The sequence below is a fragment of the Herbaspirillum sp. B65 genome, assembly GCF_000333555.1.
In the GTDB taxonomy this organism is placed as follows: Bacteria; Pseudomonadota; Gammaproteobacteria; order Burkholderiales; family Burkholderiaceae_D; genus Herbaspirillum; species Herbaspirillum rubrisubalbicans.
In genome coordinates this window covers 1-15139 of the sequence record NZ_BADI01000513.1, presented here as the reverse complement: position 1 = coordinate 15139, position 15139 = coordinate 1, and the positions used below count along the sequence as shown (strand labels likewise).

At 62.9% G+C, this 15139-nt stretch carries 13 protein-coding genes and 2 pseudogenes; 6 read left to right on the top strand and 9 right to left on the bottom strand.

What is annotated here, in order from left to right:
• A partial coding sequence (locus I5W_RS31240) for a hypothetical protein (RefSeq protein ID WP_148289099.1) occupies positions 1-498 on the bottom strand: 498 nt, incomplete at its 3' end.
• A gap of 39 nt (positions 499-537) precedes the next feature.
• Here I5W_RS31240 and I5W_RS12480 point away from each other — a divergent pair.
• Both I5W_RS12480 and I5W_RS12475 read left to right on the top strand, forming a co-directional pair.
• Positions 538-1254: a Pr6Pr family membrane protein gene (locus I5W_RS12480; RefSeq protein ID WP_044529465.1), complete on the top strand. Its 717-nt coding sequence runs from the start codon at positions 538-540 to the stop codon at positions 1252-1254.
• Positions 1255-1736: 482 nt separating this feature from the next.
• Entirely contained in the window at positions 1737-3449 is a 1713-nt protein-coding gene (locus I5W_RS12475; RefSeq protein WP_044529464.1) for an acid phosphatase, read from the top strand.
• 95 nt (positions 3450-3544) lie between these two features.
• On the opposite strand, the gene I5W_RS12470 is transcribed toward I5W_RS12475, so the two are convergent.
• On the bottom strand, positions 3545-4549 hold the full coding sequence (locus tag I5W_RS12470; protein WP_044529463.1) for a sulfonate ABC transporter substrate-binding protein: 1005 nt from the start codon (positions 4547-4549) through the stop codon (positions 3545-3547).
• A gap of 254 nt (positions 4550-4803) precedes the next feature.
• On the opposite strand from I5W_RS12470, the gene I5W_RS12465 reads away from it, so the two are divergent.
• Entirely contained in the window at positions 4804-6519 is a 1716-nt protein-coding gene (locus I5W_RS12465) for a chloride channel protein (RefSeq protein WP_044529462.1), read from the top strand.
• A 19-nt stretch (positions 6520-6538) separates the two neighbouring features.
• Here the strand turns inward: I5W_RS12465 and I5W_RS12460 are convergent, their stop codons facing one another.
• Positions 6539-6907 carry a hypothetical protein gene (locus I5W_RS12460; protein WP_044529461.1) on the bottom strand — a complete coding sequence of 123 codons (369 nt, stop codon included), beginning with the start codon at positions 6905-6907 and terminating at the stop codon, positions 6539-6541.
• Positions 6908-7460: 553 nt separating this feature from the next.
• On the opposite strand from I5W_RS12460, the gene epsC reads away from it, so the two are divergent.
• Positions 7461-8396 (top strand): serine O-acetyltransferase EpsC, encoded by a 936-nt coding sequence (gene epsC, locus I5W_RS12455; protein ID WP_017454175.1) that lies wholly within the window; start codon positions 7461-7463, stop codon positions 8394-8396.
• 20 nt (positions 8397-8416) lie between these two features.
• On the opposite strand, the gene I5W_RS32465 is transcribed toward epsC, so the two are convergent.
• Entirely contained in the window at positions 8417-8572 is a 156-nt protein-coding gene (locus tag I5W_RS32465) for a hypothetical protein (protein WP_017454174.1), read from the bottom strand.
• Between the two features lie 121 nt (positions 8573-8693).
• A pseudogene (locus tag I5W_RS12450) lies at positions 8694-9841 on the bottom strand (MFS transporter).
• A gap of 76 nt (positions 9842-9917) precedes the next feature.
• Between I5W_RS12450 and I5W_RS12445 the strand changes: the two are divergent.
• Both I5W_RS12445 and ssuD read left to right on the top strand, forming a co-directional pair.
• Positions 9918-10814, top strand: coding sequence for a LysR substrate-binding domain-containing protein (locus tag I5W_RS12445; RefSeq protein ID WP_044529460.1), 897 nt, complete (start codon positions 9918-9920; stop codon positions 10812-10814).
• A 932-nt stretch (positions 10815-11746) separates the two neighbouring features.
• On the top strand, positions 11747-12874 hold the full coding sequence (gene ssuD, locus I5W_RS12440) for an FMNH2-dependent alkanesulfonate monooxygenase (RefSeq protein ID WP_044529459.1): 1128 nt from the start codon (positions 11747-11749) through the stop codon (positions 12872-12874).
• Positions 12875-12887: 13 nt separating this feature from the next.
• On the opposite strand, the pseudogene gcvH reads toward ssuD, so the two are convergent.
• The 4 genes and pseudogenes from gcvH to I5W_RS12420 all read right to left on the bottom strand — a co-directional run.
• Positions 12888-13266: pseudogene (gene gcvH, locus I5W_RS12435) on the bottom strand (glycine cleavage system protein GcvH).
• A 30-nt stretch (positions 13267-13296) separates the two neighbouring features.
• Positions 13297-13902, bottom strand: a complete 606-nt coding sequence (locus tag I5W_RS12430) for a peroxidase-related enzyme (RefSeq protein ID WP_044529458.1) — start codon at positions 13900-13902, stop codon at positions 13297-13299.
• 11 nt (positions 13903-13913) lie between these two features.
• On the bottom strand, positions 13914-14435 hold the full coding sequence (locus I5W_RS12425; protein WP_044529457.1) for a CMD domain protein: 522 nt from the start codon (positions 14433-14435) through the stop codon (positions 13914-13916).
• Positions 14432-15139 (bottom strand): acyl-CoA thioester hydrolase/BAAT C-terminal domain-containing protein (locus I5W_RS12420; RefSeq protein ID WP_044529456.1); only part of this gene is annotated, 708 nt, incomplete at its 5' end. The genes I5W_RS12420 and I5W_RS12425, both read right to left, overlap by 4 nt.

Below are 15139 nucleotides of genomic sequence, written 5' to 3'. Positions count from 1 at the left end.
TGCCCTCCCGCTGTGGTCGCGCGCGCCACGATGGAGCACCTGAATCATCGTGATCAGGCATTGCCCGGGAGGAAACCTGTGCGATTCGGCAGGATGCCAAATACAAAGTTCACCACAATTTTGTAACAGCAGAAGCGCTGTTTTCATGCAGTAAATACAAGGCAAATTATTTATATTTTGCAGCGCCTTGTAACTAAAAAAAATGTAACAGTTGTTGCCCCACCGGCGTCGCCTGCAGGCGACATGCATGGCTTTGCAATCCGCTCTGGCCAAGGCTTGCAGACCATCAGGCAGCTGACCAATGTTGAGATCAACGGAAAACAAATCATCTAAAAACTTAGAAATCGGCTTCCATAGCATTCCCGCTGAATTGCCACGAAAAGACGAAAAACCAGAGTGTGACGCGATGTAAGCGATGAAAATGAATGTCATCCGGTGCAACAGATTGGCACCAGGCGATTTATCATGTGCGCTATTGCCCGGCAGGCAGAGCTCCATTCCCTCCTGCCCAGCCCTCTCCCCTTCCCTGCATATGTCATGAGCAACGATCAGATCCCCTCGCCGGAGTCACTGGATTCCTTTGGCGCCCACCTCTTCCCGGCGCGGCGCAACTCCACCGCTGCGCGTACCGTGGCCGGCTTGATCGCCGTCATCAGCTGGTTTGCCTTCGTGGCGCAGACCGACATCACCATCAGCCGCCTGCTGGCGCGCGGCGGCGGGGTGCTCGATGGGCTGGATCGGCTCACCATGTACCTCACCAATCTCACCATCCTGATGAGCGCCCTGTGTTTCACCTCGCTGGCCCTGTCGCTGACCACGCCGATGAGCCGCTTCTTCCGGCAGCCCTCGGTGATTTCAGCGGTGGTGGCCTACCTGGCCTTCGTGGGGATCGCCTACAACCTCTTGCTGCGTCACCTGTGGACGCCGACCGGGTTCCGGGCGCTGGTCAATGAGAGCCTGCATACGGTGGTACCGCTGCTGGGCATTGTGTATTGGATTTTCTTCGTGCCGGTGTTCCAGGCATCGCTGAAGAAGTCGCTGCTGTGGCTGATCTATCCCCTGGCCTACCTGACGCTGACCTTGTGGCGCGGGGCACTGTCGGGCTTCTATCCCTACCCCTTCATCGACGTCAACGCGCTGGGCTACCCCCGCGTGCTGCTCAATGCCTGCCTGTTGCTGGCGGCCTTCGTGGGATTGATGGGCTTGTTCATCGCGGTCAACCGCTCGGGCAAGCCAGTCCTGCAGCGCAGGTAGATGGACCGGAACAGTAAAAAAAGGAAAGTGCTGTGACCGGACTACCGCTGCGGCCCCAGCCTCAAATCAATGGCGCAGTGATGGCCAGCACCAGCATGAACAACATGCCGGCACTGAAACTGGCGCCGATGAGCAGGTATTGAAAAGCTTTGAGCAACATGATTCCCCCGGACAGACGATACCGCGATGGTGTGAGAGCCAGACGCGCCACCCCTGACACGACCAGCCCACCTGACCCGCACGTCGGGCCACGCTGCACCTGGGACACAGCCCATGCGATCGACGCATTCTAGGGCTATCCCAGCGCATGGATTGCATCCTAGCGTTTCTTTTACATAAACTTTCATTGTCTTTTGGTGCAGGTTTTGTCATTTTCTTGATTGCCCACATGACGGAAAAGACACATCCTTGTCATACGGTCGCGCTATGCTCCCCCCGCTACGCGCCAAACCCCACAACAATATCCGACAGGAAACTCATCCATGAGCAAGCACGACGACGACATCGCCGGCAGCCAGCCGAGCGCCGGTGACTCCCCCATCCTCCCGCAGAACAACAGCCGCCGCCGCTTCCTGGGCGGCATGGCAGCACTCGGCGCCGGCAGTGCCCTGGCCGCCTGTGCCACCGAAGGCCAAGGCAACATCGCCGGCCCCGGCGGCAATCCGCTGGAGACGGCGGCACTGGACCGCGCCTTGAGCGAGAACGTCAAGACCATCGTGGTCATCTACGCCGAGAATCGCAGCTTCAACAACCTCTTCGCCGATTTCCCCGGCCTGGAAAAGCCGCTGTCCTCGCTCAAGCCCGCGGACTACCAGCAACGTGACCGCGACGGCAGCCTGCTCAAGGAATTACCGCCGGCCTGGAATGGCGTGCTGATCCAGGACCAGAGCGTGGAAGGCGTCACCTACGCCGGCGGCAAGCAATACCAGACCAACCTGCCCAATGCCCCCTATGCACTCAAGGGCCCGCAGGGCGAAGCCCTGCCGCTGGGCCTGGTCACGCGCGACCTGTGGCACGTGTTCTACCAGAACCAGATGCAGATCAATGGCGGCAAGAACGATGGCTTCGTAGCCTGGGCCGATTCCGGTGGCCTGACCATGGGCCACTATGGCGACACCAAGTACAACCTGCGCCTGTGGGATGTGGCGCGCGAGTTCGTGCTGTGCGACAACTTTTTCCAGGGCGCCTTCGGCGGTTCCTTCCTGAACCACCAGTACCTGATCTGCGCCACCGCGCCCTTCTACCCCAACGTGATGAGCTCGGTCTCCCGTACCCAGGTGGCCAAGACCCGCAACAACGATCCGCTCTCGCCCGAACTGGTCCCCGAAGAAGGCAGCCCGGCCAGCGCCCTGCAAGGCCCGCCCAAGTTCGGCCCCAGCGCACTGACCCCGGACGGCTACGCCGTCAACACCATGGCCCCGCCGTACTGGCCGACCTGGAGCCGCGATCGCAACAACCCGGCCTATGCCGAACCCAACCAGCCCAGCGTACTGGTGCCGCAGACGCATGAGCACATCGGCGACAAGCTCAACAAGAAGGGGATCGACTGGGCCTGGTATGCCGGCGCCTGGCAAGCCACGCTGGATGAATTCAAGGATTCCAAGGGCATCCCCAAGATCCCCAATTTCCAGTACCACCACCAGCCCTTCAACTACTTCAAGAACCTGGGCCCGGAAAATCCGGCCGAGCGCAACAAGCGCCTGCGCGACGGTGGCCTGGGCGATGAAGCCCGTACCAACCGCTTCCTGGCCGACGTGGAGGCCGGGCGCCTGCCGCCGGTGACCTTCTACAAGCCGCAAGGCAACCTCAACCTGCACGCCGGCTATGCCGACATCGCCTCCGGTGACCGTCACATCGCGCACGTCATCAAGAGCCTGCAGGCCAGCCCGCAGTGGAAGAACATGGTGGTGGTGATCACCTTCGACGAAAACGGCGGCTGGTGGGATCACGTGGCCCCGCCCAAGGGCGACCGTTGGGGTCCGGGCACCCGCGTGCCGGCGCTGGTGGTCTCGCCCTTCGCACGCAAGGGGATGGTGGACCACACCATCTATGACACCGCTTCCATCCTGCGCCTGATCACCCGTACCTTCGGCCTGGAAAAGCTGGATGGTCTCAAGCAGCGTGATGAGGCCATGATCGCGCGTGGACAGCAACCGATGGGCGACCTGACCAACGCCTTGCAGTTCAAGGCGTAAGCCAACTCGACCACTATCTCGGCAACAAGGAAAACGCCGTCGCAGGATGATCCTGCGACGGCGTTTTCATGCGCCAATTCCAGCAGCGACGCGCTTTAAGCCAGCCAGGGCGGCGCCGTTTCACGCAGGTTGATCTTCCTCGGAATGAGCTTCAGGTCGAGGAAGGTATCGGCAATCTGCTGTTGCTCATCCAGGATGGCCTGGGTGATGGGCAGCGTGCCGTAGTGATAGCGTCGCACCACCACATCCAGCACGCTCTTGGGCAGGCCCAGGATGCCGGCCAGTTCATTGGCGTAATCCTCCGGACGGGTCTTGGCGAACTCATCCACCTTGGCCAGCTCTTCCAGTGCGATACGGATGAGGTCGGCGTTATCATGCGCATAGTCACGCGTCGAAAAATAATAGGCACGGTTCTTCACCACCCCATCGGCATCGGCCAGGATGCGCGCCTTCAGGCTCTGCTGAGCCGCAGCCAGATAGGGCTCCCAGATCGCCCAGGCATCCACCGCACCACGCTCGAAGGCGGCACGGGCATCGGCCGGGGCCAGCCATACCGGGGTGACGTCGCCATACTGCAGGCCATGCTTTTGCAGCAGCTTGACCAGGAAGTAATGCACATTGGAACCCTTGTTGAGTGCAATGCGCTTGCCCTTGAGCTGCTCAGGCTTGAGCAGACTGTCATCCTTGACCAGCACCGCTTCCACATAAGGGCGCGGCACCGTGGCACCGACATAGACCAGCGGCGTGCCGGCCGCCTGCGCAAAGATCGGTGGTGCTTCCCCGACGTCGCCGAAGTCGATCGACCCGGCACCCAGCGCTTCTAGCTGCACCGGCCCGGCGCTGAATTCCACCCACTTCACGCTCGCTCCCAGCGGTGCCAGGCGCTGCTCCAGAGTGCCATGGGCGCGGATGATGCTTAACGCCCCCTTCTGGTACCCCACGCGCAACTGGCGGCTGGCAGCGCGTGCCGGGCGCGGTGCCAGGGCGGCGAGGGTCGCTGCGGTCCCCAGCGCCAGGCCGGTGGCGAGCAGGCGGCGGCGTTTGCTGTTGTGTTCCACCACGGCGATGGCCCGGCTGCGTTGGTCTTCTTGCTGCGGCATGTGTGCTCCACGTTCATTGTTCAGGTGACTGCTTCAGGCAAACCAGAGTAGCCATCCCCGCCTGAACTGCGAACGAATCATTCCGCCAGTGCATAGAAGAAAAGCGGATAAGTCAGGACAGGACTGATCGGCGCCGCTCATCCAGATTCCCGTATTTATATCATGTTGTGATATATTAATCCTTTATCCCTTTACCCTGGCCGATCTCTTCTCCTCGCTTCACCACGAGCACGGCCCTCCACCTGGTTTTTTCCATGAAACACAAACGCGACTACACCGCCGACCGGCGGCTGCCCCTGCTGTGCGCCATTGCCGTGGTCATCGGCGTGCTCTCCACGGGTGCGGCCTGGCTGCTGATCAAACTGATTGCGCTGTTTACCAACCTGTTCTACTTCCAGCACCTGTCCTTTGCCGCCAGTTCACCGGCCAGCCATACGCTGGGCTGGATCGCCGCCTTGCTGCCGGTGGCCGGTGGTCTGATCGTCGGCCTGATGGCGCGCTACGGCAGCGACAAGATCCGCGGCCATGGCATTCCCGAAGCAATCGAAGCCATCCTCTTCGGCAAGAGTCGCATGTCGCCCAAGGTGGCGCTGTTGAAACCCTTGTCCTCGGGCATCGTCATCGGCAGTGGCGGCCCGTTCGGCGCGGAAGGTCCAATCATCATGACTGGCGGTTCGCTGGGTTCGCTGCTGGCGCAATGGCTGCACCTGACCGCGGCCGAGCGCAAGACCCTGCTGGTTGCGGGCGCCTGCGCCGGCATGACCGCCATCTTCGGCACGCCCCTGGCAGCCCTGCTGCTGGCGGTGGAATTGCTGCTGTTCGAACTGCGTCCGCGCAGCCTGCTGCCGGTGGCGCTGGCCTGTGCGGTGGCAGGCTTCCTGCGGCCCTGGATGATTGATACCGGCGTGCTGTTTCCACTGCAGGTCGCCCCCGTGGCGCCGCTGGCCCTGCTCTCCTGCCTGCTGGCGGGCTTGGCCAGCGGCGTACTGGCGGCGCTGCTGACGCTGGCGCTGTACCGCATCGAAGACGGCTTTCATCGCCTGCCCCTGCACTGGATGTGGTGGCCGGCGCTGGGCGGCATCGCCGTCGGCCTGGGCGGGCTGCTGCAGCCACGTGCGCTGGGAGTGGGCTATGACGTCATTGCCGACCTGCTCAACCAGCACATGCTGGTGTCGGCCGCGCTGGTACTGCTGCTGGTGAAGGCAGTGATCTGGCTGCTGGCGCTGGGTTCGGGAACCTCGGGCGGGGTGCTGGCCCCCTTGTTGATGATGGGGGCAGGACTGGGGCTGGTGCTTTCTCCCTGGCTGCCGGGAGGCTCGCCAACATTGTGGCCACTGGTCTGCATGGCCGGGGTGCTGGGCAGTGTGCTGGGGGCGCCGTTGACGGCCATCGTGTTCGCCTTCGGCCTGACTCATGCGGGCAATGCCCTGCTGCCACTGATTGCGACCACCGCCGTGGCCTATGGCGTGAACGTGCTGTGGATGAAGCGTTCCATCATGACCGAGAAAATCGCCCGGCGCGGCTTGCACGTGCACCGCGAATACGGCGTCGATCCGCTGGAGCGGGTCCACGTGGACGACCTGATGTCGGTGCCACAAGCCCTGGAAGCAGCACTACCCGCAGGCCAGGCGCTGGAGCAGTGTCGTACCGCCACACAGGTACATCGCTATTACCCGGTCACCGCACAAGGCCGGCTGGTGGGCATGGTGGCCTTGCGCCGACTGCAGCAAGCCGATCCGGCCACCGATTGCGGCTCCCTGCTGGAGCCCGATAGCGGTTATCTGCTGCCGCACCTGAGCGCACGCGCAGCCGCCGGGGCGATGGCACAACGCGCAGTGGCGCGACTGCCGGTGGTGGCCGGGCCTGAAAAGCAGCAACTGGTGGGCGTGCTATCGCTGTCGGACCTGGCACGCGCCAGCGCTACTCATGCCGAAGAAGAATCGGTAAGGGAAAAACTGCTGGGCAACTGAAGCCCCGGCGCCGCGTGGATCAGATCCCCCCGGTGAGCTTGCACATCAGGTTGTCGTGCGAGACCAGGACCACGTTGATACCGGCATTGCCATTGTCCATGCGGAATTCACTGTTGCCGTTGGACAATGAAATGATACGCACCGCTCGCGTGGCCGATTCGGTCAACACCGTCTCGGCCGCCATGTTCAGGCAAGTCAGCACGCAACCGCTGCCGGCAGCGCAACTGCGGGTAATGTCGCTGGCCACCGGCGTGGGCGCCGCCGGTACCGCCTGCACTGGCACCGTGGCGGGCGGCACCTGGGCCAGCGCAGCCCCAGCAGGCAGCATCAGCAGGGACAGCAACGACAGCCTCGCCGGGGTGGTCGAGCTCCATCTGAACTTGTACATGGATTTCCCTTCTCGCAAGCAATCTATCAATCAATCGGCTCAGGGCGTATTGCATCACAAACAAAAAAAAGGCGCACATCCTCGCGGAAGCGCGCCCAAAAGTAAGCCCCCCTCAGGGCTTCCCGGTAATCCATGAAACGGGACGGCTGCGGCGCCTGAACCTCGCCCCTGGGGCGCTAGATCGCGGTGCAGCCGGTATGAGCGAACTTTACCCGCAGGCTGGCACCAGCCCTATCGGGAGCTTCCTGAGGCGCGCGTCAAAACCATCAGGAATTTCCTGAGTGGATTGGCCATCAGGCCTGCACCACTGCCCGCAAAGCGGCATCCGACAAGGCTTTGCGGCAGATCAAATGGTCGCATATGGATATGCAGAAAGATCGTTTGCATCGGCTGGAAATGACCGTTAAAGTACTTTCCCAGAGCAATTCAACTGCGGCGCCACTTTTCAGATAGAACTGGGCGCCGCGAATCGCTCTACCGGTTTTCTCCTTGATTCGCATCCCGCCCAGCACCACCGCCGGCGCCCCGCGTGCATTTTTGATAGCATTCGGGCATGGATACCTCTCACACCCCCGAATTGAATGCCCTGGCCGAATCAGCCGGGCTGGGCCTGTCTGCGGTCGTGGCCGGGCTGCGCACCTCGCGCGAAGTGACCAACAAGATCCGCTACCGTGGCGAGATCCGCGAATTGCCCTCGCGTGAAGCCATGCAAAAGCTCTTGCATCACCTGCAGGCAGCACTGTTCCCCACGCATTACGGGCATACCGATTTATCCGATGAGACCATCGATTATTTCGTTGGAAGCCAGTTGAATGCGGCGCTGGCCATCCTGCGCGAGCAGGTGCGCCGCAGCCTCCATTTCAGCAGCGAGGTACATGAAGATGGCCTGCTGCGCGAGCGCGCCACGGTGATCACGCGCGACTTCGCGCATCAGTTGCCCGCCGTGCGCGACATTCTGGTCAGCGACATCCAGGCCGCCTATCACGGCGACCCCGCCGCCTCCAGCATTTCGGAAATCCTGCTGTGCTATCCCGGCACTACCGCCATCATCTACCATCGCCTGGCGCACGCGCTACACCAGTTGGGAGCGCCGCTGCTGGCGCGCCTGATCGCCGACATCGCCCATTCGGCCACCGGCATCGACATCCACCCGGCCGCGCAGATCGGTCCCAGCTTCTTCATCGACCACGGCACCGGCGTGGTGATCGGCGAAACCACCATCATCGGCCGCAACGTGCGCCTGTACCAGGCCGTTACGCTGGGCGCCAAACGCTTCCCGCAGGAGCCCGACGGTTCATTGGTCAAGGGAATTGCGCGCCATCCCATCGTCGAGGATGACGTGGTGGTCTATGCCGGAGCAACCCTGCTGGGCCGCATCACCATCGGCCAGGGCTCGGTCATCGGCGGCAACGTCTGGCTCACGCACAGCGTGCCGCCGGGCAGCAACATCTCCCAGGCAGAGATGCTGAGCGACTGTCACCAGCCCTGAACCGGCGCGCTCGGTACAGCTCAACTACCCAAGGGCAGCCAGCGTTGCAGGAAATACAGCGCGCCCAGCAAGGCCAGGCCGAACAGGAAGATGGCACCGATGAGCTTGCGTTCACCCGGTTGCAGCGGTTCCAGGGCGAGGTTGCCGAGTTCCTGGTAGATGTAGGGTTCGTTCATGGACGTACCTGGGACAAGATCGAAGAGAAGTCCCATCCTAGCCAGCCACCGCCCCGCTGTGAACGAAGCGATGGGCGCATCGATATCCGTTGAGCGCATAAGGCGCCTGGCGCCACGCGCCTTACTTGCCGCCAGGCGCGGCAGCGGCCACCACAACCGGCTCGCGGCCGCAGGCAATGGCAGCCAAGGCCAGCGCCGTCGCCGCCAGTCCATACAGCCACAGCGACGACATCACCGGCAGCAGCAAGCCCGCCAGCATGGGCCCCAGGCCGGCGCCGATATCGCGCCAGATGGCGCGCCCGGCCAGCGCATGTACCCGTTGCCCGGGCGGCGTGCGGGCCGCCACGATGGGGGCCAGCAACGGCAACTGCAGCGCCCTCAGGATCACGATCAGGCCGGCGAACAACCACAGCAAGCCGCCACCAAAACCGACCAGCGCCACGCAAGTGGCCAGGGATAGCGTCACCAGCACCTTGACCGCCCCGAACCGCTCGGCCAGCCAACCGCCCAGCGGACTCAAGACGATCTCCCCCGCATAGCGCAGCGCCATGAGTACGCCTGCGACCAGCTCGCCATCGGCACCGAAGGATTGCTTGCTCATATAGGCAGGCCCACAATGAACAGACCATCCAGCGTCAAGCTTTCCAGGAACGACCACCAGTCCAGGGCATTGGGCCACTTCCAGCGGCGCGGCTGCGGCGGCGCGTAAACATGGGCTGGCAGACGATGCGCCGCCAGCAAGCCCAGCAGCGCGGTCATCGCCACGCATCCGAACACCATGCGCGGCCCGACATGCGCGGCCAGCAGTGCGGCAGTGGGCAGCCAGAGCATGGGGCCGATGGCAATCACCCCGCGCGAACGCCCCGAGCGGCGCGCCGCGCCCTGGGCCGTGGAGGTAGACATGGCCTGGGTCGACAGGTTGAGCCCGGCAAAAGCCATGCCCCACAACAGACGCAACGGCAGCAGTGCCCAGAAGCCACTGGCCACCGTATAGCCGAGGGCGCACACGACGGCCGCGCACACCGCCATGAGGCAAGTCGGGCGATCACCACGGCGCGCATAGAAACTGGCTACCCAACGATACCCGGCGATGCGCACCAGCCGATTGGCCGCCAGCAGCACGCCGGCCTCGGCCAGGCTCACATGGAACTGGTCGGCATACATCGGTAACAACAGGTAGAGGACGATATCGCAGGGCAAGGCGGCCGATAGCGACATGGCGGCGTGGCGCGAATCGAGATCGGCCTGGCGGAGGTCTGGCGTGGACATGAGCCTGATGATGCGCCGCGCGAGTTGGCGCTGACAAACGATATTAATTCCGGCCATGCGTGATAATATCTGACGCATGGCCGATCTTACCCTTCCGCTCAATGCCATCCGCGCCTTCCTGGCAGCGGCCCGTCATCAAAGCTTCACGTTGGCAGCGCAAGAGCTCAATGTCACGCATGGCGCCATCAGCCGCCAGATCAAGAACCTGGAAGATTACCTGGGGATGCCGCTGTTCGAGCGGCGTATCCGTCAGGTCTTGCTGACCGAACGTGGCCGGCAGTTCTTCGAAGAAGCCAGTCCGGCCTTCGACATCCTGGCCACTGCGGCGCGCCGGGTGATGCGCGATGCGCCTACGCGCACGGTGGTCATCAATGTGCGACCTTCGTTTGCGGTGCGCTGGTTGATTCCGCATCTTGCCGATTTCGTCGAGCGCTATCCGGGCATTGCACCGCAGGTGGTGACCAGTACGGCCTCGGTGGGCAAGGCCGGTTCATCCTTCGATATGGCGATCCGACGTGGCGAGAACAATTGGCCGGAGCGGCTCAAGGTGCAGCGTTTCATGGAGGATGAGCTGGTGCTGGTGGCTTCGCCTGCGCTGTTGCAGACGGTGCCGTTGGTGGATGTGTCGCAGATTGTGGGGCATACGCTGCTGGTGTCGCGCAGTCGGCGCAATGACTGGGACGATTGGCGCAAGCTGGTGGGCTTGAAGCGCTGGCGTGGGCAGGCCATGCTGCATTTCGATCATGTGCATTTCGTGTTGCAGGCGGTGGTGGATGGGCTGGGGTTGGCGTTGTCGCCGGTGTCGCTGGCCGACAATGATCTGCGCTCGGGGCGGCTGGTATGTCCCTTCCCGCATTTGCGCATGAGCCTGGCGCCTTACTACCTGGGGATTGATGCGCAGGCGGGGGCGGAGGCTTTGCTGTTTGCTAAATGGCTGGGGGAGTATCGAGGGTCGTTGGCGATGCCGGCTTGATGCTGTTGGCTTGATCTTGTTGGCTTGGATGTGATGGTGTTTTTTGGTTCTGGGGTAGTCTGCACGGAATGCTTTTCTGCGCTCTAGCTTAATTGTGTTCTCTCTCCGGTCGGAAGGACGCGCCGGGGGCGGCCCGGCAGCCGCTCACTTTTCTTGTCTCGCCAAGAAAAGTAAGCAAAAGAAGGCGACCGCTACTACCCCGCCCTCCTTCGGAGGGTCCCCGCGTCAGCGCACCTCAAAACGGGAAAAATAGAGTCGCTTCTCTCCGACTATTTTTCTGATCCGTTTTGAGGCGCGCTGACGCGGCGGGGCAGAAGCGGACGGCTGAAACGGCTCGCCTTCGGCTTCGCAACATCTCCGACTCGCCTACGGCTTCGAGTTGGCTTGCCTGCGGCATCAAATCTTCTCTCCACGCAATATTTTGTTTTTTGTATAAATAATTTACCCCGTTTGGACTGAGTAGTCGCGCAGCGACGTATCGAACGCAAAGAACCCCAACCCAAAGCCGCAGGCGAGTCGGAGACCCCGCGAGGCCAAAGGCGAGCCCGTGACGCTTTCCCCCTTGGGGGCCAGCCGCCGCAGCGAAGTGAAAAGTGGATCAGAAAAATAGTGGGAGCGCAGCGACTCTATTTTTCCCACTTTTCACTTCGCTGCGGCGGGTACCCTCCGTAGGAGGGCTGGCTCTTAGGGGGCCGCTTTCTTTGCTTACTTTCTTTGGCGGGCCAAAGAAAGTGAGCGGCTGCCGGGCCGCCCCCGGCGCTCACCTCCGACCGAAGAGAGAACACAATTAAGCTAGAGCGCACATAAGTTTTCCGTGCAGACTACCCCAAAACCAAAAACCAACTAAGGAAATAAAAAAACATTCTTAGCCACAACCCCAGCAGAGCGCTCTAATAACGCCAAGGCAAAACCCGCAAAAAGGAAACCCCGCCATGTCATTAGAACTCTTCTGGTTCCTCCCCACCTCAGGCGACACCCGCTACCTCGGCAAATCCGACTTCGGCCGCGCCCCCACCCTCGACTACATGCGCCAGATCGCCGTCACCAGCGAAAATCTCGGCTACGACGGCCTGCTCATCCCCACCGGCGCCTCCTGTCTCGACCCCTGGATCGTCGCCGCCAGCCTGGTCCCGGTCACCCAGCGCATCAAACTGCTGGTAGCTCTGAGAACCTCGCTCGGCGGCCCCGGCCCCTCCGCCCGACAAGCCGCCACCCTCGACCAGGCCCTCAACGGCCGCCTGCTGCTCAACGTCGTCCCCGGCGGCGACGCCACCGAACTCGAAGCCGACGGCATCTTCCTCAAGCACGACGAACGCTACGAAGCCGCCGACGAATACCTCACCATCTGGCGCAAACTGCTGCAAGGCGAAATCGTCAACTACGAAGGCAAACACTTCCGCATCCGCCGCGGCCAGATCTTCCACCCGGCCGTGCAACAACCCTACCCGCCCCTTTACTTCGGCGGCTCCTCCCCCGCCGCCCACGCGTTGGCCGCCAAACACGTGGATGCCTACCTCACCTGGGGCGAACCACCGGCGGCGGTCAAACAGAAGATCGAAGATGTGCGCGAACGCGCCGCCAAACATGGTCGCACCGTGCGCTTCGGCGTGCGCCTGCACGCCATCGTGCGCGAGACCACTGCCGAAGCCTGGGCCGCGGCCGACCGTCTCATCAGCAAACTCACCGATGACGACATCGCTCGCGCCCAGGAAAACTACGCCAGGATGGATTCCGTAGGACAACAAAGAATGGCCGCCCTGCACGGCGGTCGGCGCGACAAACTGGAAATCGCCCCTAACCTCTGGGCCGGCGTGGGACTGGTGCGCGGCGGGGCCGGTACCTCGCTGGTGGGCGATGCCGCCACGGTGGCCGAACGGCTGCAGGAATACGCGGATCTGGGCGTGGATACTTTCGTGCTGTCCGGCTACCCGCACCTGGAAGAAGCGATCCGCTTCGCCGAACTGGTGTTCCCGCTGTTGGGCAAGAATGCGGTCACCTTGCGTGACCGCGCACAGACCGGCGGCGCCTTCGATATCCGCGCCGCCGCCTCAGCCTCCTGAGCGCAAGGAAAGATCAGGAAACCAGCTGGATGTAAGCCGCCGCGTCGAGAAAGCCCTCTGCCGAAAACGGCGCGGCCGGCTTGAGCTTGAAGATCCACTGCTCATAAGGGCGCCTCGTTGATGGCATCAGGCCGCTCCACCAGCACCTCGTTGATGGCGATCACTTCGCCATCAACCGGTGCATGAAGGTCCGAGGCCGTCTTGTTGGACTCCACGATGCCGGATTCAGCCCCGCGCGCCAGAGCCTTGCCCACGCTCGGCATGTCCACGTAGACCAGCGGCCCCAATTGCTCCTGGCCGAAATCGGTAATACCGATGGTCAGCGTGCCATCGTCTTCCAGCTTGACCCACTCATGGGTCTGGGCATAGACCAGGTGATCAGGAATATTCATCACAGTTTCCTCGTTGAATGGATAGCGGGGTTACTTCGCTTCAGCCTTGCTGCCATCGGCAAACACCGGCTCGCCCAGGTTGAGCATCAAGCGATTGGCCCAGGCAAAGATGGCCACCGAATGGATCAGGTCCAGCACTTCCAGTTCGCTCAAGCCCACCTCGTAGAGCGCCTTGATCTGCGCCGCACCGATCTGCCCTGGTGTCTCGGTCAGCTCGGCCGAGAACTTGGCGATGGCCTGTTCGCGCGCATCCACCCCGGCGCCATAAGGGGTATCAAACACCTGGCGCACGGTATCGTTACGCTTGGCCAACTGCTCGAAACGCTGTGCATGGACCGACGCGCAATACACGCAGCCATTGATGCGCGAGACCACCAGCGAACCCAGTTCGCGCTCGGCACGCGAGAGGCCGCCCGGGGCATACATGATGGCGTTGAAGGCGGCCGAACGCTGGCGCAGGATGTCGGGCTGGTGCGCCAGGAACAGGTAGTAGTCCGAGGTCTTGGCCTTGGGGTGGCTTTCTTCCAGCACCTTGATCTGGTCGGCGCTGGCCTCCTCCAGCTGGATCACATCCAGCCAGGCATCCCATTCCAGGGTCTCGTTGGTAAAGCCATTGGCCTTGATGATATCGCTCATGAGGCTGCTCCTTATTGAGCCGCGGCAGCACGCATGGCCTTCAAGCCGGCGACCACGCGCAATTGATAGGACACGAAGGCGATCAGTTGCGACAGCGCCACCACGGCGGGCGTGCTGATGCCGGCGGCGGGCAGTTTTTCGATGGCGGCCTTGTCGCCTTCCACCGGGCGCTGGGTGAGCGCGCGGGTAAAGACCAGCATGGCGCGCAAGCGGCCTGCGGGCAGTTGTTCCGGGCTAACGCTGTCGGCTGCGGCCAGTTGCGCAGCCTCGGCGGGCAGCGCTTGCGCGCGGGCACGATAGTGATCGGCCAGGTCGGCCGCGCCCGCCAGGCGGCAGGCGTAGAGCGCGACCAGCAGGCGTTCGTCCAGGCCGATGCCTGCCAGTTCTGGATCAAAGAGCGTGTCATAGCTGCCCTGCGAGGCCACGGCAACCTTGTCGCGCTGATGGCGCAGGCCGTGCAGGGGGCTGCCGGCTGTCAGGCCAGCCAGTTGGTCGATGACATCCTTGCTGATGTCGTAGACGGGGGTACTCATGGGGTCTCCTTGTTGGATGAATGTCTGGCCAGGGCATCGCGCAGGAATTGCTGCGCCTGCTGCCAGGCGTCGAGATCGGCGCGGGCGTTGGCTTGCGGTTCGCCACCGCCGGTGCTGACGCGGCCCGAGACCGGGTGCGCATAGGTGGTCTGCGTGGTCGGCACGAACGGGAACAGGATGGAATGGCCGGCATGGGCATAGTTGCGCCAGACTACCGGCCAGGGATGCGATACCGCAGCCAGCTTGTCGCGCACCATGCCGCAATAGAGGCTGGAAGGCCAGGAGCCATCATCGGTGGCCGACAGCAGCAGTACCGGCGCCTGGATGCACTCCACCGGAATGCGCGCACGTGCCACCGCCTCCTCATCCTGCAAGGCGGTCAGCATCGCCAGTTCATGCCGATGCGGTGCCGGGCCGTCATCGAATGGCGCCCAGCTGGCGCTGCGGTTGCCCTGCCATTGATGCGGCAGGGGCTCGCCACGCAAGAGCCAGGTCGGCCCTTCCCGGCCCACCGCCGGATCGGCGGCGTTCTGGCCACTATGCACCAGCGCACTGGGCACATAGGCCAGCACCGCCGAGACCTTCTGCGGGAAGGTCGCACCCAGCAGCAGCACCAGTTCGCCACCGCGCGACTGGCCGCTGATGGCCACGAAGTCGTGCAGCGGTTGGACTTCGGCACGCAACCAGTCCAGGCCACGCTCGAA